The sequence below is a fragment of the Psychroserpens sp. genome (assembly GCF_034670085.1).
Taxonomy (GTDB): Bacteria; Bacteroidota; Bacteroidia; order Flavobacteriales; family Flavobacteriaceae; genus Psychroserpens.
In genome coordinates this window covers 141,796-166,827 of sequence record NZ_JAXMOD010000001.1, presented here as the reverse complement: position 1 = coordinate 166,827, position 25,032 = coordinate 141,796, and the positions used below count along the sequence as shown (strand labels likewise).

The following is a 25,032-nucleotide window of genomic DNA, read 5'->3' as shown; positions in this document are numbered from 1 at the left end:
GAAAATAATCTACATTACACGTCTTGCTTGCACATAAGCTGAGTACCAATAGCGTTCAGATAAATTAGAAGTAATTACACCTTTGCTTGTTGTAGAATGAATAAACTCAACGTAACCAGGTCTGCTTTTAGTAACTATACCAACATGATTTACTTTTCTACTATTCTTTTTTGTGGCAAAGAATAGCAAATCACCTTCTTTGACTTTTTTAACATCAATCCAATCTCCTGTATTTTTTAAGTCTGAAGTTGTTCTCGGTAAGCTAATATTTTCTTTTTGAAATGCGGTTACTACTAATCCAGAGCAATCCATACCACGTTTAGTTGTGCCTCCATATTTGTATCTAGTGCCTTTAAAAGTTTGAGCATAATCAATAATGCTTTCAATGGTTTTGGATGGTGCAGAATTCGTGTTGTTTGTTTTTTTAGTCCTGACTTTTGTTGTTTTAGACTTTTTAGTTGTTATGCCTTTGGAAGAATTACAACTGCCAAAACTGATACATAATAAAAGGAGAAGGAGGATTTTTTTCATAGACTGCAATTAAAATCTAAAAATAGATAATTGATTTAATTAGGACAGAAGATTTGATTTACGTTTTTAACAATGTTATTTACAACTGTTATAAATCAATGTTGCAGCTTTGTCACTAGCTCCTTTACCACCTAATTTTTTTTCTAAATCATAGTAATCTATGAACAATCTGATACGTTCGGTATCCTCAAGGATATTTCTCAGTTCTTTTTTGAGTCGCTTTTTGTTTAAATCACCTTGAATTAATTCGGTAACCACCTCGCGATCCATTATTAAGTTTACAAGTGAGATATATTTTAATGTAATAATTCGCTTTGCGATTTGATAAGAAATATTATTTGCTTTATAACAAACAACTTGTGGAACTTTAAATAAAGCGGTTTCTAAAGTTGCTGTTCCTGAGGTTACCAAAGCGGCATGCGAAACACTTAATAAATCATAAGTTTTATTCGAAATAAAAGCAACATTGTCTTGTTTAATAAATGGTTTGTAAAAACTGTATTCCTGACTTGGTGCTCCAGCAATTACAAATTGATAACCATTGAAATCATCGACCAAACTCAACATAACGCCGAGCATTTTTGTGATTTCTTGTTTTCTACTTCCAGGTAATAGTGCGATAATGGGTTTGTCGCTAAGGTTATAGTCTTTCCTGAACGTTTTTTCATCAACCTGTTGCCGATTAGATATGGCATCAATTAATGGATGACCAACAAAATGGACGTCATAATCGTATTTGGCATAAAATTCCTTTTCAAAAGGAAGGATAACATACATGGCATCAACATCACGTTTTATTTTTTCTACACGACCAGCTCTAGATGCCCAAACTTGTGGAGAAATATAATACTGAGTTTTATAATTCTTCTCTTTTGCCCATTTCGCAATTCGAAGATTGAATCCAGAGTTGTCAATAAAAATGATAACATCAGGCTTATAACTTTCAATATCATTTTTACAAAAACTTATTAATCCTAAAATCTTCCGAAGGTTGAAAATGACTTCAGCAAAGCCCATAAACGATCGGTCTTTGTAATGGGTTACTAATGTACCACCAACAGCTTGCATAAGGTCGCCTCCCCAAAATCTAAATTCAGCATTAACATCTTGATGTTGTAATGCTTTCATCAAATTGGAACCATGTAGGTCTCCAGAGGCTTCGCCAGCTATGATATAGTATTTCATGTATTTAAAAATAATCTAATAAGTGATTATAAAAAATATTATTACAGAGTATTGTTTTGTTAATGCCAATTATTGGCTCTCAATTATGTATATCGAATTATTATGGTTATTAAAGCTACAATAATGGTAGCAATAAGGACGCCTTTTGCTTTTGATTCTTTGTTTGTATTTATAAATAGAAAGAAAGCACCTAGATTTAAAAGCGCTCCAATACTAACCAATTTAGTAAACACACCTTGGGCAAGGGCAATTCTTAAAGAGTCTTTGATTGATTCTCCAGTCCCAAAGAATAATAGGGATAATGTTAATCCGATAGCACTTGCAATTAGGCCAATAATAATTCCTATGATTATGTCTTTATGTTTCAAATTCCCAAGTATTTAGTTGTTGAATGCTATGATGAGCAGTTAAGTCAAATTGAATAGGCACGACCGCAACATAGCCATTAGCTAAAGCCCATTCGTCTGTATCTTCTCCATGATCTAGATTAACAAATTTACCTGTTAACCAATAGTATTCTCTTCCTTGCGGATTAGTACGCTTGTCAAATTCTTCTTCCCAATTGGCTTTGGCTTGACGACAGATTTTGATACCTTTTATGTCCTTTTTATCTAGATTAGGAATGTTTACATTAAGCACAGTGCCACTATCTAAACCCTGTTTTAATACATTTTCGGTTATAGTTTTTACATAAGTTTTACAAGCGTCAAAATTCGCACTCCAATTATAATCACAAAGTGAAAACCCTATTGCAGGTATGCCTTCAACCCCAGCTTCAATAGCAGCACTCATTGTACCTGAATATATAACATTAATAGAGGAATTTGAACCATGATTAATTCCAGACACACATAAATCAGGTCGTCTGTCTAAAAGTTGTTTAACTCCAAGTTTTACACAATCTGCAGGCGTTCCAGAACAGCTATATTCCAATTGTGAGCCATCATCTATGGTTACTTTTTCAACCTGCAATGTTGAATTAATAGTGATGGCATGACCCATTCCACTTTGTGGACTATCAGGTGCTACAACTACAACATCACCAATTGAAGTCATGACTTCAATTAAAGTCCTTATGCCTGGTGCAGTAATACCATCATCATTAGTCACTAAAATAAGAGGCTTTTTTGACATGTATTTATTTTTTTAGACACCTACAAAAGTACACAAACACGCTTGAAATTCCTATAAATAGAGGTTTAACAAAAAATTAGTAGCACTTGACTTTATTGGCATGATTTTTTCTTTTACTTTAGTAGAAATTATAAATTCTATGGCATCGCTTATACAGATAGATTAAAAGTCTAACTATAGCAGTGAATGACATGAAAAATGAATTATGAAAAATATTATGCAAAGAAATTATAAACTATTGCTTTTGGTGTTGCTTTTGGCATTTGCTTCTTGCAGCTTTACATCTAAAAAATTTGAAGATCCAGATAAGGATAAGTTAATTATTCAATTAGTTACATACCTACTAGATCAAACACATTTTAATCCTCAAGACGTTGACGATGATTTTTCAAAAGAGGTATTTGATGATTATTTAGACCAACTAGATCCTATGAAGCGCTATTTTTACGCGTCTGATATTAAGGAGTTTGAGAAATTTAAAACAGATTTAGATGACCAAATTAAGGCGTATGACGTTGCTTTTTTTAACCTAACTTATGATCGTTATGTTCAAAGAATAGCTGAATCAAAAGAAATATATAAAGAGGTATTAAGCAGTCCTTTTGACTTTTCCTTAGATGAAGAATATTCTACAAAGTACAAGGAATTGGACTATGTTAATTCGAAAAAAGAATTAAAAGAACGCTGGGCAAAACAGCTTAAATTTTCCACTATTGCTAATTATGACGATTTAATTACTCAAAAGGAAAGAGATATTGAAGCCAACACTGATTCAGATGTAGCCAAAAAGTCACTTGTTGAGTTGGAAGCAGAAGCCAGAGATATTACACTGAAATATTTAGATGAGCTATATGGTTATGTGCAAGACAGAGAAAGAGAAAATTTACTTTCGGTTTATGTAAATGTTATTGCACGTCAATACGATCCACATACCGCATATTATGAACCTGAAGATAGAGAGCGTTTCGATGCTGATATATCTGGTAAATTTGAAGGTATTGGTGCTAGACTTGAAAAAAAGATTGACATAATTACTATAACTGAAGTTATTGCAGGTGGACCAGCATGGAGGCAAAAGGAGCTTGACGCAGGAGATCAAATCTTAAAAGTAAGGCAAGAAGACGAAGAAGAACCACTTAATATTATTGGAATGAATATAAGTGATGCCGTGAAGTTTATTAAAGGACCTAAAGGAACGGATGTCACACTTACTGTAAAAAAAGTAGATGGTACAGTTAAAGATATAACTATTACAAGAGATATAGTAGAGATAGGCGAAACCTATGCTAAATCTTCTACAGTTATTAAAGATGGGAAAAAATACGGGATTATAGATTTGCCAAAATTTTATGTCGATTTTAATGATGTTAATAATCGTAATGCGGCTTCAGATGTGAAGATTGAATTAGAAAGATTAAAAGCCGAAGGCATTGAAGGTCTTGTTCTTGATTTAAGATATAATGGTGGAGGTTCATTACAAACTGTTGTGGATATGGCTGGATTTTTCATAAAAGACGGTCCTGTTGTTCAAGTCAAAACAATTGGAGAACCAAAAGAAGTCTTAATGGATAGAGATAGATCTATAGTTTGGGATGGACCATTAGTGATTTTGGTAAATGAGTATTCTGCATCTGCTTCTGAAATTTTGGCAGCTGCAATGCAAGACTATAAAAGAGCAATCATAATTGGTAGTGATCATACTTTTGGAAAGGGAACGGTTCAAACTGTCGTAGATCTTAACCCAATGGTTAGAAATAGTACAAGTGGTGATGTAGGTGCATTAAAGTTGACTATTCAAAAATTCTATAGAATTAATGGAGGTTCTAATCAATTAGAAGGTGTAAAAAGTGACGTTGTTATTCCAAATCGATTAAGTTATATTGATATAGGTGAAAAGAATCAGGAAAATCCTTTGCCATGGAGTAAAATTGAAGCTGCTCAATATGATGTTTGGGACAGCTATTTTGATTATGATGCAACTATAGCAAAGAGTAAAGAACGAATGGCAAATAGTGAACAATTAAATTTAATTGATGAAAATGCTAAATGGGTAAAACAGATAAGAGATCAGAATTTGTTTTCACTAAATTATAAAGATTATAAAGCTTCACTTGAATTAAGTGAAAAGGAAGCGAAACGATTTGAAGAGCTTTCTAATTACCAAACGAACTTAACGTTTGAATCTTTAACTCAAGAGTTAAAGTTAATGGAGCAAGATTCTGTTTTGAAAGAGAAACGCGAACGTTGGCATACTAATTTAAGCAAAGATGTTTATATTGAAGAAGCACTTAATGTTTTAAATGATTTGAAAATGACATACGGCATTAAATCAAAAGTTGCGACTACAGTAAAAAATTAATATGAGTAATCCTAGTGGCTCATTAACCAAATTAGCGCTTCAAAAGTTTAAAAAAAACTTTTGGGGCGTTTTAAGTTTTTGGCTCATTGTAAGTATCGGACTTATTTCCATTTTCGCATATACAATTGCACCAGACGATTCGCAAAATGCTAATCAAATGCATTTGTCAATACATTCAAAATCGCCTGGATTTAAAGTGACTCTGTTAAGTTTGCCTTCAGAATTAGATATTCAACAGTCTTTCATGTCCAAACTATTCTTCGGAAAACTTAAAACAGATACCGAAATACCTATATCAGAATATAAAATTGATGATCAAAATTTAGTTTATACAGAATATGCTTCCGATGGACTAACTGGTGTTGAGAAATCAATTGACATAAGCCGTTTTCCAAACAACGATTACTTAAGTTATATAAAACAAAAGACCTTCATTTTTGGAACTGATAAATACGGAAGAGATTTACTGAGTCGTGTTTTAGTTGGTTCTCGTATTTCTTTCTTTATTGGCTTTATCGCTGTTTTTATTTCTTTAGTTATAGGAATTTTAATGGGAAGTGTTGCAGGATATTATGGAGGTAAAGTCGATGCCATTATTATGTGGATTATAAACGTAACATGGTCGATTCCTACTTTACTATTGGTAATTGCTATTACTCTAGCTTTAGGTAAAGGATTTTGGCAGGTGTTTATTGCAGTTGGATTAACAATGTGGGTAGAAGTGGCTAGAGTTGTTAGAGGGCAAATTATTAGTGCTAAAGAAATGCAATATGTGACTGCTGCAAGAGCACTAGGTTTTAATGATTATAGAATAATAACTAAGCATATTTTACCTAATATAATGGCACCAATTATTGTGATTTCCGCAGCAAATTTTGCGGCAGCAATACTTATAGAAAGTGGTCTTAGTTTTTTAGGTATTGGTGCACAACCTCCAATGTCAAGTTGGGGAGCAATGATAAAGGATCATTATAATTATATCATTTTAGGAAAGCCTTATTTGGCCTTAATACCAGGATTGTGCATCATGCTTTTAGTAATGGCGTTTATGTTGATTGGTAATGCGCTAAGAGATGCATTAGACGTAAAAACTTAGTTTAACCAATGAGATAAATTTCTTCCTGTTAATTTTTCTATGTAATGAATATCGTCTTTAACATTATCTATAATATATGCTCTAGTTTTAGATGATAATTTTGGTTTTTGATTTATAAAATCACCATTAAAATAGTTTTTAATAATAAATCCGACCTTTCGTATCTTTTCAATTACAGTTCTTGGCTGGTCATATTTATGATGTAAAACTCTTCTATTGAAACTTTTGTTTGAGTCCAAAACTTTTGCACTAATAGTTGTACTCTTAAGGCCTAAAAACTTAAAAGTAGAATCTAAAACATCTTGAGGGTTTGAAATAAAATCTTCAAAAAACAACAATTGAATTTGGTCTATTCCAAATCGATTTATATACGGTTCAATTTGCATGGCGTATCGAGCAGTATCCAAATAATGTTGGTTCCTGGTTAAGACTTCATTCATGTCATCAATAGTTTCATGGCCTCGATTATAAGCATGTATATAGTGAGATACAATACGATCTATTGGGTGTCTCATCATATAAATGATTTTCATTTTTGGATTGTATTCAAAAATATCTTGATGAATATTCTTATTGTAATGTGGGTATTTGGAATAATTTGTAGAGCCATCACCATATAATTTAGCAGATTTTTTTTTAAATAATGAATGGTAATGTTCTAAGTTGTCTCTCCAATTTGGGTCACTAAAAAATTGTGGTTCTTTGGGGTCGCTAAAACAAATGTCGGGATGTTGAGATAATCCATTGCTTAAGCTAGTAGTTGCTGATTTTGCTGCTCCAATAAGTAAAAAATCTACAATCACTTTAGAGATATTTATCGCATTGAGTTAATCTGATGATTTGTGTCATCTATAAATTGAAGCACCTCATCACGGCCAATGGCTTTTGATGAAGAAGTTACAAAATGAGGAGGTAATTCTTCCCAACTTTTTAAAAGTTCTTGACAATAGTCTTCTACTTGACGTTCAATGGCTTTAGGTTTTAACTTATCTGCTTTGGTAAAAATAATAGAAAACGGAATTTCACTTATGCCTAAGTATTCCATAAATTCTAAATCAATTTTTTGAGGCTCATGCCTTATGTCTACCAAAACAAACGCCGAAACTAACTGCGTTCTTTTTTCGAAGTAATTGGTAATAAATTTCTGAAATTTTCGCTTCGCAGATTTTGAAACTTTTGCATAACCATAACCTGGTAAATCTACCAAAAACCAATTTTTGTTGATTAAAAAGTGGTTTATAAGTTGTGTTTTCCCTGGTCTTCCCGAAGTTTTTGCAAGATTTTTATGGTTGGTCAGCATGTTTATTAATGAAGATTTTCCAACATTACTTCTTCCAATGAATGCATATTCGGGTAGATGATCCTTCGGACATTTGTCTACATCAGAATTACTCAATACGAATTCAGCAGTTTTAATAAGCATAACAAAAATTTTTCGCGACAGCGATTGTATTAGAAATTACGTTCTTTAAGCCAAGAGTGCAATATTTCATTAAATTGATTTGGGTGCTCCATCATTGCAGCATGACCACATTTATCAATCCAAAACAAGTCTGAATTTGGTAAAAGTTCGTTGAATTCTATTGCAACTTCAGGTGGAGTTACTGTGTCATTTTTGCCCCAAATTATGCCAACAGGTAAAGTCATTTTCGGCAAATCTTTTGCCATATTATGTCTTATGGCGCTTTTTGCTATAGCAAGTGTTTTTATAAGTTTATTTCTGTCATTTACTGTTTCGTAAACTTCATCAACGATGGCTTTTGTTGCCACTTCAGGATCATAAAAAACCTCTTGTGCTTTTTTCTTAATCACCTCATAGTCACCACGCTTTGTGTAACCGCCACCCATTGCGCTTTCGTATAAACCAGAACTTCCAGTAATAATTAATGCTTTAACTTTCGCAGGATATAACTTTGTGTGATAGAGACCAATATGTCCTCCCAAAGAATTCCCTAACAAAATAACCTCATCAAAGCCTTTAAATTTTATAAAATCATGAAGGTATTTTGCAAAACTCTTTACGTTTGTTTTTAATAGAGACATCGAATAGATAGGTAATTCAGGTATAAGAACCTTGTAGCCTTTTTTACTAAAAAATGTGGTAACGGCATCGAAATTACTTAGTCCACCCATGAGTCCATGTAATACAATAATTGGAGTGCCTTCTCCAACTTCAATGTAACTGAATTCCTTTTCCTTCTTTAAACGATGCGCCATTAATTATAGGTCATTTGATCAAAAACAAATATAGGTATTTCAATTAAAACTTCCCGATAATATTTCTATCGAACATAAATGAATACGAATGAGATGTTAACAATGCTTTTGGGATGATGTTATTATTTTTTAGCAGTCTGATTTTTAAATTTTTAGCACCCAAATCTGGCGGTAAATCAGCTGAAAAATCGCAGATCATCGAAAATTTATCAACAAAAGTGGAGTAGAGTGGTAAAATGTGGGATAATTTTCAATATATTTGAATCTTAATCGTTACTCATAGTAAATCAATCATTTTGAACCCATTAATAGGAACTTATGAATGTAAGGTGGATGCCAAAGGAAGGCTCATGCTTCCTGCTGCAATAAAAAAGCAGTTGCTTCCAGTTTTGCAAAATGGATTTGTTTTGAAACGCGCTGTCTTTCAGCCGTGTTTAGAACTCTATCCAATGAGTGAATGGGAAATGTTGATGCAAAAAGTTAATAAACTCAACCGTTTTAAAAAGAAGAATAACGATTTCATACGTCGTTTTACTGCTGGTTTAAAAATGGTTGAAGTTGATGCAGCTGGTCGATTATTGATTCCAAAAGATTTAGTGGCTTTTTCTGGCATTGCCAAAGAAATTGTAGTGTCTTCTGCAATTAACATTATTGAAATTTGGGACAAGGAAAAGTACGAAAAGGCAATTGATGATGCTACTGGTGACTTTGCTGATTTAGCTGAAGAAGTGATGGGACAAGATGATGACGATGGAATATCATAACCCAGTTTTGCTAAAAGAAACCGTTGATGGTTTGAATATTAAACCTGATGGAATTTATGTTGATGTAACCTTTGGAGGTGGAGGTCACAGTAGAGAAATATTAAATCGATTAGGACCAAACGGGAAGTTGTTTGCCTTTGATCAAGATAAAGATGCTCTTTTAAATACAATTGATGATGATCGATTCACATTGATAAATGAGAATTTCAGATATGTAAGACGATTTTTAAGATTTTATGGTGCAAAAGAAGTTGATGGGGTTTTAGCCGATTTTGGAGTGTCTTCTCATCAGTTTGATGTTGCAGAACGAGGGTTTTCAACGCGTTTTGAAGCTGATTTGGATATGAGAATGAATCAAGATGATACCATTTCTGCTTATCACGTTGTAAATGAATATGAAGAAGAGCAAATAAGGCAAGTTTTGTTTCAATACGGAGAATTACGTCAAGCACCAGCAATGGCCAAAGTAATTGTTGAAGAACGAAAAAATGAGGAAATAAAAACGAGCGAACAATTAAAAGGGGTTCTAAAACGGTTTTTAAATCATAAAAAAGAAAATAAAGTACTGGCTCAGATTTATCAGGCGATTAGAATAGAAGTGAATCAAGAGATTGAAGCTTTAAAAGAGTTTTTGATACAAACACCAGAAATTTTGGTGAAAGGCGGACGATTAAGTTTAATCTCATACCATTCACTTGAAGATAGATTAGTAAAACGATTTATAAGAAATGGCATGTTTGAAGGAGAGCCTGAAAGAGATGTCTTTGGGAACTTTGAAGTGCCACTAAAAAAAGTGGGCAATTTAATTGTTCCCTCCAAAGAGGAGATAGCTATAAATAATAGAGCAAGAAGCGCAAAGCTTCGTATTGCTGAAAAATTATGAAAAAAAATATTTACAGCATATTAAGAGGTAAATTTTTAGTAAGTGATGATTCCTTTAAAAACTGGAAAATTATCATTTTTATTTCATTCTTGGCTATAATAATGATTGCTAGCTCACATACAGCTGATCAAAAAGTATATGAGATTGCACGACTAAAAAATGAAGTTAAAGAACTAAGGTCAGCATTTGTTGACGGACGAGGAAAACTAATGAGAATGAAAAAAGAGTCTCATATAGAAAAAGAAATGAAAAAAAAGGGGATTGAAATTTCAGAAAACCCACCAATAAAAATAATAGTAAAATCACAAAATTGAAACTGTGGCAACAACCGAAACTAACATATTAAACAGATTGTATTTCATAGCTGGATGTATGTTTGTCTTCGCTCTGGCTGTAGTTTTTAAGTTGTGTACCATTCAATTTGTACAAGGTGATGATTACAGGGCACTAGCCGAAGAACGTACAGTAAAAAATCATGAAATTCCTGCTAATAGAGGAAATGTATATTCTGCTGATGGTAGTTTGCTAGCCACTTCTATTCCCAAATACGATATCAGGTTAGATGCTATTCAGCCAAAACAGGAAACGTTTAATAAATACATTAAATCATTATCTGATTCATTAGCAAAATACACTGGAAAATCTTCTAGCTATCATCAAAATTCAATACATAAAGCTAGATCTAATAAGAATAGATATTTTCTATTGGCTCGAAATATTAGCTATTCCGATTACATTAGATTACGAAATTTTCCAATGCTTGAACTTGGTGCGATTAAAGGAGGTCTTATCGTTGAGCAAACTACTAGGCGTGAGCATCCAATGGGAGGAATTGCCGAACGTACTATTGGTTATGAACGAATTGATGAAGATAAAAATGTAACAAGGGCAGGAATTGATGGCGCTTTTGGTATGAAATATTTAAGAGGAGTTAATGGTTCGCGATTGAAACAAAAAATTGGTAATGGTCAATGGAAACCTATTGTAGATTATAATCAAGTAGACCCAAAAGATGGTTATGACGTCTATACAACGATTGATGTTAATATTCAGGATATTGCACACCATTCTTTGTTAGGCCAATTAGAACTTTATGAAGCAGAACATGGTTGTGCAGTTGTTATGGATGTAGAAACTGGTGAGATTAAAGCGATATCAAATCTTGGGAGAAACAAAAACGGCAATTACTATGAACGATTAAATTATGCTGTTGGTGAAAGCCATGAGCCAGGTTCTACGTTTAAAGTCATGGCGTTTATGGCCGCATTAGAAGATAAAGTTATTGATACATCTACTATTGTAAATACGTATCAAGGAACTAAACGTTTCTATGGCAGAACAATCAGCGATTCACGTGGTCACGGTGAAATTTCTGCGGCTCGTGCTTTAGAAGTATCATCAAATATCGGTTTGGCTACCATAATAGATGAAGCTTATTCTAAGCAACCTAAAAAATTCATTAATAGATTGAAAAGTTGGAATCTTCATGAGCCTTTAGGGATATCAATTATAGGCGAAGGAATTCCAGACATTGCTGAACCAGGAAAGGAAAATTGGAGTCGTAATGCCTTGCCATCAATGGCCTATGGATATAACCTTAGAATGACACCTTTGCAGACCCTTACCTTCTATAATGCTATTGCAAATAATGGCGAAATGGTAAAGCCAAGATTTATAAAAGCAGTAAAAGAGTTTGATAGAGAGATAGAGGTTTTTGAAAAAGAAGTACTAAATCAAAAGATTTGCTCAGATAAAACCTTAAATGAAATACGTGAGATTTTAAAAAATATTGTGATTCGTGGAACAGGTTCTAAAATGTATTCTGAAAACTTTTCTATGGCAGGTAAAACGGGAACAGCAAGAACAGATTACAGTAATTATGAAGAATGGCGAAAGGATAGAAAATACGTGTCTTCATTTGCAGGTTATTTTCCAGCTGACAACCCTAAATATTCTTGCATTGTTGTAATACATAAACCAAGTACAAAAGTTGGTTACTATGGAGCAGATGTTACTGGTCCAGTTTTTAAAAGGATTGCTCAAAAAATTTATACGGAAACACCTTTGACAGATGAGGTAGAATCCCTAGAAATTGTCAATACTAAAGTTGAAAAATCATTTGAAGCCTATTACGATATCGCAAACACCTATAAAACTATTATGCCAAATGTTGTTGGATTACCAGCTATGGATGCATTGGCATTATTGGAAAATATGGGATTAAAAGTGAAGCTAGAAGGCGTTGGAGTGGTGAGAAATCAATCTATAAATAAAGGTGAAAAGATAAAACCTAATCAAGTAATTGTATTAGCTATTTAATGGCAGAATTAAAAGACATATTATACAAGGTTACTATCAATGCTGTTGTTGGAAGCACAAGTATTGATATTAATACTATTCATTTTGATTCTCGAGCAGTTTCAAATGGAGACGTCTTTGTTGCTATAAAAGGAACAGCAGTTGATGGTCATAATTATATCGAAAAAGCAATAAGTCTAGGTGCTATTGCTGTAGTTTGCGCAGCACTTCCAGAAATATTGCACAATGGAATTACCTACATAGAAGTTGAGGACACAAGTAGTGCATTAGCGTATATGGCGTCTAATTTTTATGAAAACCCATCGCGTAATTTAAGATTAATTGGTGTCACTGGAACTAATGGGAAAACTACGATTACAACACTCTTGTATCAACTGTTTAAAAATGCAGGTTATAAAGTTGGTTTATTATCTACTGTAAAGGTTATGGTTGATAATACTGAATACAGGGCAACTCATACCACTCCAGATTCATTAACCATTAATAGGTATTTGAAACTTATGAATGACGTTGGTGTTGAGTTCTGTTTCATGGAAGTAAGTTCACATGGCATTCATCAAAAACGTTCTGAAGGCTTACAATTTGAAGGAGGTGTCTATACCAATTTATCTCATGATCATTTAGATTACCATGATTCGTTTGCTGAATATAGAGATGTTAAAAAATCATTTTTTGATCAATTACCAAAACAGGCTTTTGCATTAGTGAATATTGATGATAAAAACGGTTTGGTAATGTTGCAAAATACAGAAGCAAAAAAATATACCTACGCTCTTAAAACCTATGCAGATTATAAAGCACAAGTTCTAGAAAATGAATTAACTGGCTTGCTTTTGAAACTGAATGGCAGTGAATTGTGGACAAAATTGATTGGAAATTTTAATGCATATAATGTTGCAGCTATTTATGGTACCGCCGAATTGTTAGGTCTTGAAAAAGTTGAAATATTAAGACTAATTAGTGAATTAGAAAGTGTAAGTGGTCGTTTTCAATATCTAATTTCAGATGAGAAAATTACAGCTATAGTAGATTACGCTCATACACCAGATGCACTAAAAAATGTATTGGAAACCATTAACAGTATTCGTACAAAAAACGAAGAATTGATAACTGTGGTTGGTTGTGGAGGTGATAGAGATACAACTAAGCGCCCAAAAATGGGTCACATTGCTTCAGCCTTAAGTAATAAGGTGATTTTTACTAGTGATAATCCTAGAAGTGAAGTTCCGGAAGCTATTATTGGAGACATAGAAAAAGGCGTTGAGCCCCAAAATTTTAAGAAAGTAATTTCAATAACAGATAGAAAACAAGCCATAAAAACAGCTTGTCAGATGGCGAACTCAAATGATATCATTTTAATAGCCGGTAAAGGTCATGAAACTTATCAAGAAATTAAAGGTGAACGTTTTGATTTTGATGATTTCCAAATAGTACAAGAATTTTTAAAGCAGTTACAGAAATAATTTAACCAATGTTATATTACCTATTCGAATATTTAGAAAAACAGTTCCAGTTGCCTGGAGCATCACTCTTTGGGTTTCTAACATTTAGAGCTGCTGTAGCAATGATTTTATCGTTGTTGATTTCTGTAGTTTATGGAAAACGAATCATACGTTTTTTACAGAAACAACAAGTTGGTGAAACCATTAGAGATTTAGGACTAGAAGGTCAGGCTCAAAAAGCTGGTACACCAACAATGGGAGGAGTAATTATTATCCTTGCAACCTTAATTCCGGTGTTGTTACTAGCAAAATTAGAAAATGTCTACATTATTTTATTGATAGTTACTACGCTTTGGATGGGAGTCATTGGATTCATTGATGATTATATAAAGAAGTTTAAAAATGATAAAGATGGACTAAAAGGACGTTTTAAAGTTCTTGGTCAGGTTGGATTGGGGATTATAGTTGGAGCGACATTGTTTTTTCATAATGATGTTACTATTAAGGAAAAACTTCCTATTGAGCAACAACAAGAATTACTAGCTGAAAACCCTAACATTTCTCCTTTTGAATTGTTTCAACTTGAAGAAAAATCTACAAAAACAACAATTCCGTTTGTTAAAAATAACGAGTTTGATTACTCAGATTTAGTGACATGGATAAGTACTGACTTAGAAAAATATGCTTGGTTGATTTTTATTATAGTAGCAATTTTTATCATAACAGCGGTTTCAAATGGTGCAAACCTCACAGATGGAATTGATGGTTTGGCTGCAGGAACGTCGGCCATAATCGTACTCACATTAGGGATTTTCGCTTGGGTTTCTGGTAATATCATTTTTTCAGATTACCTCAATATTATGTACATCCCTAGAGTTGAAGAAATTACTATTTATATCGCGGCATTTGTTGGAGCACTCATCGGGTTCTTATGGTATAACACGTATCCAGCACAAGTGTTTATGGGAGATACTGGGAGTTTAACGATAGGTGGAATCATAGCTGTAATAGCAATCGCTGTTAGAAAAGAATGGTTAATTCCATTGCTTTGCGGAATTTTCTTAGCCGAAAATTTGTCAGTAGTCATGCAAGTAAGCTGGTTTAAATACACAAGAAAAAAATATGGTGAAGGACGACGCATATTTAAAATGTCGCCTTTACACCATCATTATCAAAAATCAGGATATCACGAAAGTAAAATTGTAACCCGCTTTTGGATTATAGGAATCTTGCTAGCAATACTTTCTATAGTAACACTGAAAATACGATAGATGAAAAGGCTAGTAATTCTAGGAGGAGGAGAAAGTGGTGTTGGAACAGCGCTTTTAGGGAAAGACAAAGGATTCGACGTTTTTGTGTCGGATAAAGGAATAATAAAAGAGAAGTACAAAGAAGTTCTTATACATAATGAGATTGAATTTGAATATGGTCAGCATACAGAGGCTAAAATTCTGAATGCAAATGTAATCATGAAAAGTCCTGGTATTCCGGATAAAACTGTTCTAGTGCAGCAAATTAGAGCTAAAGGAATTGCAGTCGTTTCTGAAATTGAATTTGCATCAAAATTTACTGATGCCACATTGGTCGCAATTACTGGTAGTAATGGTAAAACAACGACGGCTAGTTTAACCTATCATCTGCTAAAACAAGAGTTAAATGTTGGATTAGCTGGTAACATTGGTGATAGTTTCGCTAAGCAAATCTTGGAGGAGGATTTTGCAAACTATGTGCTTGAAATAAGTAGCTTTCAGTTGGATGATATAAAAACATTTAAACCTAAAATTGCCGTTCTACTGAATATCACACCAGATCATTTAGATCGATATGATTACGTGTTTGAAAATTATATCGCTTCAAAATTCAGGATTGTTGAAAATCAGACAAAGGATGATTATTTCATCTATGATGCCGATGATGAGGTTATCGATTCTTGGTTAAAACAACATCCCATTCAATCAACATTATTGCCGTTTTCATTGACAAAACAAATTGAAAATGGCGCGTATTTAGACAAAGACAATATTAAAATAACAATAGATAACAACCAGATAATTATGCCAACAGCAAATTTAGCATTAGAGGGAAAACACAACATTAAAAATGCAATGGCTGCTTCAACAGTAGCGCACTTATTAAAAATAAGAAAGCAAACCATTCGTGAGAGTTTAGAAAATTTTCAAGGTGTTGAGCATCGATTAGAGCATGTACTTAAAATTAATAAAGTGCAATACATCAATGACTCAAAGGCTACGAATGTAAATGCAACATATTATGCTTTAGAAAGTATGGATGCTCCAACAGTATGGATTGTTGGCGGACAAGATAAAGGGAATGATTATCAAGAGTTATTTCAGTTTGTAAATGAAAAAGTGAAAGCTATCATTTGTTTGGGAGTAGACAATCAAAAACTCATGGAGAATTTTGGAAATATGGTCGATATCATTATTGAAACTCAATATATGAGTGAGGCTGTTAAGATTGCATATAAAATTGCTGAAGCTGGCGAGAATGTGTTGTTATCACCAGCCTGTGCAAGCTTTGATTTATTCGAAAACTACGAAGATAGAGGTCGTCAATTTAAAGATGCAGTAAGGAATTTATAAACAATGTCATTTTGAAGGAAGAATCTCTCGTTTTTTAAGATTCTTCGCTTTGCTCTGAATGATAAAAAAACAAGAATAATAAAGAGAAACTGTGCAAACACTATTTAAAAACATAAAAGGAGATCGATTAATATGGGCAATTGCTGCTTTGCTAGCAATTTTCTCATTCCTTCCTGTGTATAGTGCTGCAAGTAATTTAGCTTACGTTGGAGGTTCTGGAAATACCTTTGGGTTTTTTGTTAAGCATTTTATGCATCTCATTTTAGGATTTGCAATTATGTATGGTGTACATAAAATTCCATATCGATATTTTAGAGGTTTATCCATGGTTATGATTCCAATTGTCTTAGTATTACTAGTCATAACAATGTTGCAAGGAACAACAATTGAAGGTGCAAATGCAAGTCGATGGATTCAAATTCCTTTTGTTGGTATGTCATTTCAAACATCAACATTAGCTGCTGTAGTTTTAATGGTGTATGTCGCTCGATATTTGTCAAAAATTCAAGACCGAAAAATTACGTTTCAAGAAACCTTATTGCCATTATGGGCTCCAGTCTTTTTTGTTTTGATACTTATATTGCCGGCTAATTTTTCTACGACTGCCATCATGTTCTTAATGATTATGATTCTAGCATTTATAGGAGGTTATCCCATTAAATATTTAGCTGTAATTATAGGTACAGGAATTGTTGCTTTATCTCTTTTTGTATTGGTTGCGAAAGCGTTTCCTGATGCTATGCCGAATCGTATTGATACTTGGATGAGTAGAGTTGAAAACTTTTCAAATGGAGAAGATACTGAGGCAGATTATCAAATAGAAAAAGCTAAAATAGCTATTGCTTCTGGTGGTATAAAAGGTGTAGGTCCTGGAAAGAGTGTACAAAAGAATTTTTTACCGCAATCGTCATCAGATTTTATTTTCGCAATAATTATTGAAGAATATGGGTTGATTGGTGGTTTATTTTTATTGATAATGTACTCGTGGTTGTTATTTAGAATTGTCATAGTATCTCAAAAATCAGATACTGTATTTGGAAAATTATTAGTGCTTGGTGTTGGCTTGCCAATTGTATTTCAAGCTTTAATTAATATGGCTGTTGCGGTTGAATTATTTCCTGTCACTGGACAAACATTACCCTTGATTAGTAGTGGAGGAACTTCTATTTGGATGACCTGTTTAGCTATAGGAATTATTTTAAGTGTCAGCGCAAAACGTGAAGAAATAAAAGAACAAGAAATTAATGAAGATAATCCGCTTGAAATATTAAGCGAAACGATTTAATGAGTAACTATAAAATCATATTGTCTGGTGGAGGAACTGGAGGTCATATTTATCCTGCGATTGCGATTGCAGATGAATTAAAATCCCGTTTTCCTGATGCTGAGTTTTTATTTGTTGGTGCTTCAGATCGGATGGAAATGGAAAAAGTACCACAAGCTGGCTATGAAATTGAAGGTTTATGGATTTCAGGATTACAACGTAAACTGACTTTGAAAAATCTAATGTTTCCATTTAAATTGATTGTTAGTTTGTTGCGATCAAAAAAAATCATAAACACGTTTAAGCCTGATATAGCCATTGGTACTGGAGGATTTGCAAGTGGTCCGTTATTGAAAGTAGCAGCTTCAAAAGGGATACCTAGTATAATTCAAGAGCAAAACTCCTATCCAGGAATTACAAATAAGCTTCTAGGCAAAAAGGTAGATACCATTTGTGTGGCTTATGAAGGTCTTGAAAAATACTTTCCAAAGGAGAAAATAAAATTAACAGGAAACCCTATTCGTAAAGATTTGTTAGATGTCGAGCACAAACATATTAAAGGTAAGGATGCGTTCACATTAATACATAGTAAACATACACTTTTGATTTTAGGAGGAAGTCAAGGGGCAAGGAGGGTTAATGAGTTAATTGAGAGTAAACTCGACTATTTTGAGTCGTTAAATGTGCAATTAATTTGGCAATGTGGTAAACTGTATTATCAACAATATAAGCAGTATAACAAACTAGACCATGTTCAAGTGCATGCCTTTTTGAACAACATGGATATGGCTTATGCTGCTGCAGATATTATTATTTCAAGAGCAGGAGCAAGCTCTGTATCGGAACTCTGTGTCGTTGGAAAACCTGTGATTTTTATTCCTTCACCTAATGTCGCAGAAGACCATCAAACAAAAAATGCAAAGTCTATTGCAGATAAAAATGCTGCTGTTTTGATTAAGGAAAGTGATTTAGAAGGTCAGTTTGAAAGTGAATTTACAGAACTGTTGAATTCAAAAGAAAAAAGAGAAAATTTAAGTAAAAGTATAAAGGGTTTAGCATTGGTTAATGCCACAAAGGATATAGCAAACGAAGTAGAAAAATTGTTGAAGTAATACATGAATTTTAAACACATAAATAACGTTTATTTTATTGGAATTGGAGGCATCGGAATGAGCGCTATTGCACGATATTTTATGGCTAAAGGTTTGAACGTTGGTGGTTATGATAAAACAAAAACAGACATTACAAACTCGTTAGAAGATTTAGGTATTTCGATTCATTTTGAAGATGATATACGCTTGATTGATGATCCGTTTTTAAGTCAGGAAAACACTCTAGTTGTTTATACTCCAGCGATTCCCAAATCGCATACCGAATTAAATTACTTCAATTCGAATGGCTTCGACGTTTTAAAACGTTCGGCAATACTCGGAGAAATTACAAGACAAACATTCTGTTTAGCGGTTGCAGGTACACATGGAAAAACAACGACCACAAGTATTTTAGGGCATTTACTTAATGCATGCGATGTGAAAGTAACGGCGTTTTTAGGTGGAATAAGTGAAAACTATAATTCTAATCTTATTCTAAATGGAACAGATGTAACTGTTGTAGAAGCCGATGAATTTGATCGTTCCTTTTTGACTTTATCTCCAGATTATGCATGTATAACCTCGATGGATGCAGATCACTTAGATATTTATGGAGATGCTTCAGAATTAGTTAAATCCTTTGAGGATTTTTCAAAAAAAATTAAACCCAACGGAAAACTATTCGTTAAAAGTGGATTGCCAATTAAAGGCATTACCTATGGCATCGAAGACGATTCAGATTATTCCGTTCAAAACATAAAAATAATAAATGGTAGCTATGTATTTGATGTAAAAACACCACATACACTACTCGAAGATTTTAAATTTAGCCTACCTGGTAGACACAATCTGTCGAATGCTTTAATTGCCTTGGCGATGACTGTAGAATACGGAATCCCTAAACCGCAGCTCGCCAAAGCTTTAGCATCCTATAAAGGAGTGAAACGCAGATTTACGTACCAGATTAAAAGCGAAAACTTAGTATTTATTGATGACTATGCACATCATCCTGAAGAGATAAATGCAGTGCATCAAGCAGTTAGAGAAATGTACCCAAATAAAAAAGTATTGGCCATTTTTCAACCCCATTTGTTCAGTAGAACTAAAGATTTTGTTGATGACTTTGCAACGAGCTTATCTCAATTTGATGAGATTTTATTACTAGACATTTATCCAGCAAGAGAATTACCGATTGAGGGTGTAAATTCAGAATGGCTTTTAAGTAAAATTAATATTGAACACAAAAAATTAATTCAAAAATCAGAATTAATTCAACATATAAAAGCGTCTTCAGCACCAATTATTTTAACTATAGGTGCAGGCGATATTGGAGAAGAAGTAAAATATATAAAAGAAGCATTAAGTATTGCGAGTTAATTATAATTACATAAAGGTCTCATTATTACTGCTGTTAGTTGGATTTTTGTTCGCGTTTTCAACGCTTAGAAATTCTACTAGAACAGTAAATACTCCAATGATTCAATTTGTTGGTGATGATAATCTGTATGTAACACAGGAGACTGTTAGTAAATTGTTAATACAAAATCAAGAGAGTGTTACGAACAAGCCTAAAGATATTATAGATTTGAACGCGTTGGAAACTGCCCTGAATTCCAACCCAATGATTAAGCAAGCGCAAGTGTTTATGAGTGTTGATGGCTCAATCACTGCAAATATTGAACAAAAAAAACCTATAGCAAGAGTAAGTACAAATGCATCCTATTACATTGATGAGCAAGGTTCTTATATGCCTTTATCAACAAATTACACAGCACGTGTGCCATTAATAACTGGAGCAATTGAAAAAAATAACTTGTCAAATGTATTCACTGTAGCCCAAAAAGTTAAAGTGGATGAGTTTTTGAAAAAGCACGTCGTTGAGATTCACCAAAATGAAGATCAATCAATCGATTTGAGATTACGTGATACTGATTTTAAGGTTCATTTAGGAAATTTAAACCTGTTAGACAAAAAAATCAATAATCTCAAAGCATTTTATTTGAAAGCGACAAAAGACAAAGCGTTAGATAGTTATAGTGTAGTGAATTTAAAGTTTGATAAGCAAGTTATTTGCACCAAAAAATAAGTGATGGAGAATAATAAAATTTCAGTAGGATTGGATATCGGAACCACAAAAATTGTGGCAATGATAGGTCGTAAGAATGAATATGGAAAGGCGGAAATTTTGGGTATTGGTAAATCCAAGAGCTTAGGTGTTCATAGAGGAGTTGTGAATAATATTACACAAACAATACAATCAATACAGCAAGCTGTTCAAGAAGCAGAAGCAGAAGCTGGATTAAAAATAGAAGACGTCACTGTTGGTATTGCTGGCCAACATATTAGAAGTTTACAACATAGTGATTATATCACAAGAGCAAATTCTGAAGTTGTCATTGACGAAGATGATATTGATCGATTAATAAACCAAGTGCATAAGCTTGTAATGTTGCCTGGTGAAGAAATAATTCATGTGTTACCACAGGAATATAAAATTGACGGTCAGCCAGAAATTAAAGAACCAATTGGTATGTATGGAGGTCGCTTAGAAGCGAATTTCCATGTTGTTGTTGGACAAGTATCATCCATTAGAAATATTGGTCGCTGTGTAAAAAGTTCTGGTTTAGAATTAGAAGGCATTACATTAGAACCTTTGGCTTCTGCAAATGCAGTATTAAGTCAAGAAGAAAAAGAAGCAGGTGTAGCATTAATTGATATAGGAGGAGGAACAACAGATTTGGCTGTATTTAAAGATGGAATTATTCGTCATACAGCAGTTATTCCTTTTGGAGGAAATGTAGTTACTGAAGATATAAAAGAAGGTTGCTCGATAATTGAAAAACAAGCAGAATTGCTTAAGATAAAATTTGGTTCTGCATGGCCAGGAGAGAATAAGGATAATGAGATTGTATCGATACCAGGTTTACGTGGACGAGATCCGAAAGAAATTACCTTAAAGAATTTGTCTAAAATTATACATGCTAGAGTCGTAGAAATCATTGAGCAGGTTTATGTAGAGATTAAAAATTACGGTCATGAAGAACAAAAAAAGAAATTAATTGCTGGTATTGTTTTAACTGGAGGTGGTAGCCAACTTAAACATTTAAAGCAATTAGTAGAATACATAACAGGAATGGATACCAGAATAGGTTATCCTAATGAGCATTTAGCAGGAGACAGCGATGATGATATTGCCAGTCCTTTGTTTGCAACCGCAGTTGGATTGGTGATGGACGGTTTAAAGCGTCAAGAGCGTAAACGTGTTGAAAAAGAAGTTGAAGAGATGGAACTTGCTATGGAAGAGCATTCCGAGGAGCATATAAGTCATGAAGAAGAACGGATTCAGCAACCTAAAAAAGAACGTAAATCGTTCTTAGATAAATTAACTGAACGTGTCAAAGATTTTTTAGATAATGCTGAGTAATCAAAGAATTAAATCTATTGAATAAAACATATTAAGTACAAAACAACAACCAGTAAAAAGAATATTTATGAGCAACAACATTGAATTAGGCGATATTGCATTCGATTTACCAAAAAACCAATCAAACGTCATCAAAGTGATTGGAGTTGGTGGAGGTGGAAGCAATGCCATTAATCACATGTTTCAACAAGGGATTAAAGGTGTTGATTTCGTGATTTGTAATACAGATGCCCAAGCATTACAAAATAGTGGTGTCCCAAACAAGATCCAATTAGGAGTGAATTTAACCGAAGGGTTAGGAGCAGGAGCAAATCCCGAAGTAGGAGAGCAAGCAGCTGTTGAAAGTCTAGAAGATTTAAGACGTATGCTAGGTACAAATACAAAAATGGTTTTTATCACTGCAGGAATGGGTGGAGGTACAGGAACTGGAGCTGCACCAATCATCGCAAAACTTTCAAAAGAAATGGATATTTTAACTGTTGGTATTGTAACCATGCCATTTCAGTTTGAAGGAAAAACAAGAAACGAACAAGCTCAAAAAGGAATAGAAACCCTTCGATCACATGTAGATTCGTTAGTGGTAATAAATAACAATAAACTTCGTGAAGTCTATGGTAATTTAGGCTTTAAAGCTGGTTTCTCTAAAGCGGATGAAGTCCTTTCTACTGCATCTCGTGGTATAGCAGAAGTAATTACACATCACTATACACAAAATATTGATTTACGTGATGCTAAAACAGTATTGAGCAATAGTGGTACTGCAATTATGGGTTCATCTACCTCTTCAGGTAAGACTAGAGCGCAGGAAGCAATTATGAAAGCCCTAGATTCGCCATTATTAAATGATAATAAAATTACTGGTGCTAAAAACGTATTGTTGCTGATCGTTTCAGGTTCTCAAGAAATTACTATTGATGAAATAGGTGAAATAAATGACCACATTCAAAATGAAGCTGGACATGGCGCAAATATTATTATGGGTGTTGGTGAAGATGATTCTTTAGAAGAATCTATCTCTGTGACAATTATCGCTACTGGTTTCGATATTGATCAACAACATGAAATTTCTAATACAGAGCAAACGAAGGTAGTTCATGCTTTAGAAGATGATCGAAATGATGTGCATGTGAAAGAAAATGATCCAGCGATTATCACACCCGATATTGTACTTGAAAATGATGAAGTTGGACCAGAAGTAGTGGTTCACACATTAATGGAAGAAGATGATTTAGATACAGTTGTAGAAGATTTTGAAACTAATTTAATCACAACTACTGAAATTATTAAAAATATAAATGTAGTGTATGATGAAGTCCTAGATCATAAATCAATTGATGAAGATTTTATTATTACACCTATTCAGGAGACGAAAGAGGAAACTGTTGATGAAATTGAAGAGGAGCAAATTACGTTAACATTTGATTTGCCATTGTCTTTTGGTCAAGAAGAAGAGGAAACAACAGAAATTGAGGAAAAGACTGTTTTTGCACTTGAAGAAGTCAAAGATTTAGATGTTAATGATCATATTGAAATAGTTCCTGTTACTGAAGCAAATGAAGAAGGAGAGACGCGTTATGCACTTGATGACTTTATGACTTATGAGTCCTCAATTAATGAAACAAAAACAAAAGTTCAACCAGAAGTTGAAGAAGAAATTGTATTTGAGAAAAAAATGATTGAATCTGAGGTTTCTGAAGAAGAAATTAGAGAAGAAATTGACCCGATGAACAGCCCAATTTCAGAATTACTTAAAGAGAGAGCTGACGAACGTAGACGAAAGATGAAAGACTTTAACTACAAATTCAATACAGCTAAAATTGACGAAATTGAAAAAGAACCTGCATATAAAAGACAAGGTGTGAGTTTAGAAGAATCTCAACATTCATCAGATACCAAGGCTTCAAGAACTTCGGTAGCTACAGATGATAACGACGACATTCAATTGAGAAGCAACAATTCATTTTTACACGACAACGTAGATTAATAGCAAATTTAGTTTAGTGTTTCACACTTTGTTAAACCCGAAAAGTTGAGAAAAGCTTTTCGGGTTTTTTATCTTTTAAAATGAGGTGGCAAACCAAAAGCACTTAGATTTTTCCTATCTTCGCAATCTAAGTTAAATACGGTATAATGAGTTTGCAAAATAACATAATGACTGCTATTAAAGCGGCAATGAAAGAAAAGGATCAAGTAGCTTTGGCAGCTTTAAGAGCTGTTAAATCTGAGTTATTATTAGCACAAACTTCAGGTTCGGGAGAAGATATAACGGAGGATGAAGAAATAAAAATTTTATCCAAGTTAGTAAAGCAACGCAAAGATAGTGCGACTATTTATACAGAGCAAAATCGTAACGATTTAGCAGAACCAGAATTGGCACAGGCTAAAATAATATCTCAATTTTTACCTGCTCAATTAAGTGAAGAAGACATTGAGAAGGTAGTAGCAGCAACTATTGAAAAGGTAGGAGCAGATGGTATGAAAGATATGGGAAAGGTTATGGGAATAGTTAATAAGCAATTAGCTGGACAAGCTGATGGCAAAACAATTTCAACAATTGTAAAATCTAAATTATCTTAAGAGATTCCTGCCAATGCAGGAAGTAATGGCCTCGTAGTTCAACTGGATAGAATATCAGATTTCGGCTCTGAGGGTTGGAGGTTCGAATCCTCTCGAGGTCACGAATAAATAGAAAACTTCTGTGTTAAATCAAGCTTGCTTGA

At 33.5% G+C, this 25,032-nt stretch carries 23 protein-coding genes and 1 tRNA gene; 17 read left to right on the top strand and 7 right to left on the bottom strand.

What is annotated here, in order from left to right:
• Positions 1-9: 9 nt before the first annotated feature.
• From VOI25_RS00685 to surE, 4 genes are all read right to left on the bottom strand, one after another.
• Complete coding sequence (locus VOI25_RS00685) at positions 10-531, bottom strand: C40 family peptidase (protein ID WP_323786958.1); 522 nt, start codon at positions 529-531, stop codon at positions 10-12.
• Positions 532-606: 75 nt separating this feature from the next.
• Complete coding sequence (gene lpxB / locus VOI25_RS00680; protein WP_323786957.1) at positions 607-1,716, bottom strand: lipid-A-disaccharide synthase; 1,110 nt, start codon at positions 1,714-1,716, stop codon at positions 607-609.
• Positions 1,717-1,799: 83 nt separating this feature from the next.
• The gene (locus VOI25_RS00675) at positions 1,800-2,084 is read right to left on the bottom strand and encodes a hypothetical protein (protein WP_323786956.1); all 285 of its coding nucleotides are present in this window, start codon (positions 2,082-2,084) and stop codon (positions 1,800-1,802) included.
• On the bottom strand, positions 2,074-2,850 hold the full coding sequence (surE, locus tag VOI25_RS00670) for a 5'/3'-nucleotidase SurE (RefSeq protein ID WP_323786954.1): 777 nt from the start codon (positions 2,848-2,850) through the stop codon (positions 2,074-2,076). The genes VOI25_RS00675 and surE overlap by 11 nt, the downstream gene beginning before the upstream one ends.
• A 217-nt stretch (positions 2,851-3,067) precedes the next feature.
• Between surE and VOI25_RS00665 the strand changes: the two genes are divergently transcribed.
• Entirely contained in the window at positions 3,068-5,209 is a 2,142-nt protein-coding gene (locus VOI25_RS00665) for a carboxy terminal-processing peptidase (RefSeq protein ID WP_323787621.1), read from the top strand.
• Position 5,210: 1 nt separating this feature from the next.
• Positions 5,211-6,305: an ABC transporter permease gene (locus VOI25_RS00660; protein WP_323786953.1), complete on the top strand. Its 1,095-nt coding sequence runs from the start codon at positions 5,211-5,213 to the stop codon at positions 6,303-6,305.
• Here the strand turns inward: VOI25_RS00660 and VOI25_RS00655 are convergent.
• The 3 genes from VOI25_RS00655 to VOI25_RS00645 are packed head-to-tail and all read right to left on the bottom strand — an operon-like array spanning position 6,302 to position 8,522.
• A complete protein-coding gene (locus VOI25_RS00655) occupies positions 6,302-7,108 on the bottom strand; it encodes a sulfotransferase (protein ID WP_323786952.1) in 807 nt (268 codons plus the stop codon). The genes VOI25_RS00660 and VOI25_RS00655 overlap by 4 nt on opposite strands.
• 11 nt (positions 7,109-7,119) lie before the next feature.
• Positions 7,120-7,728 (bottom strand): ribosome biogenesis GTP-binding protein YihA/YsxC, encoded by a 609-nt coding sequence (gene yihA / locus VOI25_RS00650; RefSeq protein ID WP_323786951.1) that lies wholly within the window; start codon positions 7,726-7,728, stop codon positions 7,120-7,122.
• A 29-nt stretch (positions 7,729-7,757) separates the two neighbouring features.
• The gene (locus VOI25_RS00645) at positions 7,758-8,522 is read right to left on the bottom strand and encodes an alpha/beta hydrolase (RefSeq protein WP_323786950.1); all 765 of its coding nucleotides are present in this window, start codon (positions 8,520-8,522) and stop codon (positions 7,758-7,760) included.
• Positions 8,523-8,818: 296 nt separating this feature from the next.
• On the opposite strand from VOI25_RS00645, the gene mraZ reads away from it, so the two are divergent.
• From mraZ to VOI25_RS00570, 15 genes are all read left to right on the top strand, one after another.
• Positions 8,819-9,286 carry a division/cell wall cluster transcriptional repressor MraZ gene (mraZ, locus tag VOI25_RS00640; protein WP_323786949.1) on the top strand — a complete coding sequence of 156 codons (468 nt, stop codon included), beginning with the start codon at positions 8,819-8,821 and terminating at the stop codon, positions 9,284-9,286.
• The gene (gene rsmH / locus VOI25_RS00635; RefSeq protein WP_323786948.1) at positions 9,273-10,169 is read left to right on the top strand and encodes a 16S rRNA (cytosine(1402)-N(4))-methyltransferase RsmH; all 897 of its coding nucleotides are present in this window, start codon (positions 9,273-9,275) and stop codon (positions 10,167-10,169) included. The genes mraZ and rsmH overlap by 14 nt, the downstream gene beginning before the upstream one ends.
• Entirely contained in the window at positions 10,166-10,483 is a 318-nt protein-coding gene (locus VOI25_RS00630; protein ID WP_323786946.1) for an FtsL-like putative cell division protein, read from the top strand. Before rsmH ends, VOI25_RS00630 begins: the two co-directional genes overlap by 4 nt.
• Positions 10,484-10,541: 58 nt before the next feature.
• Complete coding sequence (locus tag VOI25_RS00625; RefSeq protein WP_323787620.1) at positions 10,542-12,488, top strand: penicillin-binding protein; 1,947 nt, start codon at positions 10,542-10,544, stop codon at positions 12,486-12,488.
• Positions 12,488-13,951: a UDP-N-acetylmuramoyl-L-alanyl-D-glutamate--2,6-diaminopimelate ligase gene (locus VOI25_RS00620; protein ID WP_323786945.1), complete on the top strand. Its 1,464-nt coding sequence runs from the start codon at positions 12,488-12,490 to the stop codon at positions 13,949-13,951. Before VOI25_RS00625 ends, VOI25_RS00620 begins: the two co-directional genes overlap by 1 nt.
• An 8-nt stretch (positions 13,952-13,959) precedes the next feature.
• Positions 13,960-15,201: a phospho-N-acetylmuramoyl-pentapeptide-transferase gene (gene mraY, locus VOI25_RS00615; RefSeq protein WP_323786944.1), complete on the top strand. Its 1,242-nt coding sequence runs from the start codon at positions 13,960-13,962 to the stop codon at positions 15,199-15,201.
• Positions 15,202-16,533: a UDP-N-acetylmuramoyl-L-alanine--D-glutamate ligase gene (gene murD, locus VOI25_RS00610; RefSeq protein ID WP_323786943.1), complete on the top strand. Its 1,332-nt coding sequence runs from the start codon at positions 15,202-15,204 to the stop codon at positions 16,531-16,533.
• Between the two features lie 91 nt (positions 16,534-16,624).
• Positions 16,625-17,818, top strand: a complete 1,194-nt coding sequence (locus VOI25_RS00605) for an FtsW/RodA/SpoVE family cell cycle protein (RefSeq protein ID WP_323786941.1) — start codon at positions 16,625-16,627, stop codon at positions 17,816-17,818.
• A complete protein-coding gene (gene murG, locus VOI25_RS00600; protein ID WP_323786940.1) occupies positions 17,818-18,909 on the top strand; it encodes an undecaprenyldiphospho-muramoylpentapeptide beta-N-acetylglucosaminyltransferase in 1,092 nt (363 codons plus the stop codon). Before VOI25_RS00605 ends, murG begins: the two co-directional genes overlap by 1 nt.
• Positions 18,910-18,912: 3 nt before the next feature.
• A complete protein-coding gene (gene murC / locus VOI25_RS00595) occupies positions 18,913-20,265 on the top strand; it encodes a UDP-N-acetylmuramate--L-alanine ligase (RefSeq protein WP_323786939.1) in 1,353 nt (450 codons plus the stop codon).
• Between the two features lie 97 nt (positions 20,266-20,362).
• The gene (locus VOI25_RS00590; protein ID WP_323786938.1) at positions 20,363-20,974 is read left to right on the top strand and encodes a cell division protein FtsQ/DivIB; all 612 of its coding nucleotides are present in this window, start codon (positions 20,363-20,365) and stop codon (positions 20,972-20,974) included.
• A gap of 3 nt (positions 20,975-20,977) precedes the next feature.
• The gene (ftsA, locus tag VOI25_RS00585; protein WP_323786937.1) at positions 20,978-22,312 is read left to right on the top strand and encodes a cell division protein FtsA; all 1,335 of its coding nucleotides are present in this window, start codon (positions 20,978-20,980) and stop codon (positions 22,310-22,312) included.
• 67 nt (positions 22,313-22,379) lie between these two features.
• Positions 22,380-24,296 carry a cell division protein FtsZ gene (gene ftsZ / locus VOI25_RS00580; protein WP_323786936.1) on the top strand — a complete coding sequence of 639 codons (1,917 nt, stop codon included), beginning with the start codon at positions 22,380-22,382 and terminating at the stop codon, positions 24,294-24,296.
• A gap of 146 nt (positions 24,297-24,442) precedes the next feature.
• Entirely contained in the window at positions 24,443-24,889 is a 447-nt protein-coding gene (locus VOI25_RS00575) for a GatB/YqeY domain-containing protein (RefSeq protein WP_323786934.1), read from the top strand.
• A 27-nt stretch (positions 24,890-24,916) separates the two neighbouring features.
• Positions 24,917-24,990, top strand: a tRNA-Arg gene (locus VOI25_RS00570).
• Positions 24,991-25,032 lie beyond the last annotated feature (42 nt).

Coding starts and splice junctions, on each gene's coding strand:
- VOI25_RS00685 (WP_323786958.1), bottom strand. CDS start 531: ATGAAAAAAATCCTCCTTCTCCTTTTATTATGTATCAGTTTTGGCAGT.
- lpxB (WP_323786957.1), bottom strand. CDS start 1,716: ATGAAATACTATATCATAGCTGGCGAAGCCTCTGGAGACCTACATGGT.
- surE (WP_323786954.1), bottom strand. CDS start 2,850: ATGTCAAAAAAGCCTCTTATTTTAGTGACTAATGATGATGGTATTACT.
- VOI25_RS00665 (WP_323787621.1), top strand. CDS start 3,068: ATGCAAAGAAATTATAAACTATTGCTTTTGGTGTTGCTTTTGGCATTT.
- VOI25_RS00660 (WP_323786953.1), top strand. CDS start 5,211: ATGAGTAATCCTAGTGGCTCATTAACCAAATTAGCGCTTCAAAAGTTT.
- yihA (WP_323786951.1), bottom strand. CDS start 7,728: ATGCTTATTAAAACTGCTGAATTCGTATTGAGTAATTCTGATGTAGAC.
- VOI25_RS00645 (WP_323786950.1), bottom strand. CDS start 8,522: ATGGCGCATCGTTTAAAGAAGGAAAAGGAATTCAGTTACATTGAAGTT.
- rsmH (WP_323786948.1), top strand. CDS start 9,273: ATGGAATATCATAACCCAGTTTTGCTAAAAGAAACCGTTGATGGTTTG.
- VOI25_RS00630 (WP_323786946.1), top strand. CDS start 10,166: ATGAAAAAAAATATTTACAGCATATTAAGAGGTAAATTTTTAGTAAGT.
- VOI25_RS00625 (WP_323787620.1), top strand. CDS start 10,542: ATGTTTGTCTTCGCTCTGGCTGTAGTTTTTAAGTTGTGTACCATTCAA.
- VOI25_RS00620 (WP_323786945.1), top strand. CDS start 12,488: ATGGCAGAATTAAAAGACATATTATACAAGGTTACTATCAATGCTGTT.
- mraY (WP_323786944.1), top strand. CDS start 13,960: ATGTTATATTACCTATTCGAATATTTAGAAAAACAGTTCCAGTTGCCT.
- murD (WP_323786943.1), top strand. CDS start 15,202: ATGAAAAGGCTAGTAATTCTAGGAGGAGGAGAAAGTGGTGTTGGAACA.
- murG (WP_323786940.1), top strand. CDS start 17,818: ATGAGTAACTATAAAATCATATTGTCTGGTGGAGGAACTGGAGGTCAT.
- murC (WP_323786939.1), top strand. CDS start 18,913: ATGAATTTTAAACACATAAATAACGTTTATTTTATTGGAATTGGAGGC.
- VOI25_RS00590 (WP_323786938.1), top strand. CDS start 20,363: ATGATTCAATTTGTTGGTGATGATAATCTGTATGTAACACAGGAGACT.
- ftsA (WP_323786937.1), top strand. CDS start 20,978: ATGGAGAATAATAAAATTTCAGTAGGATTGGATATCGGAACCACAAAA.
- ftsZ (WP_323786936.1), top strand. CDS start 22,380: ATGAGCAACAACATTGAATTAGGCGATATTGCATTCGATTTACCAAAA.
- VOI25_RS00575 (WP_323786934.1), top strand. CDS start 24,443: ATGAGTTTGCAAAATAACATAATGACTGCTATTAAAGCGGCAATGAAA.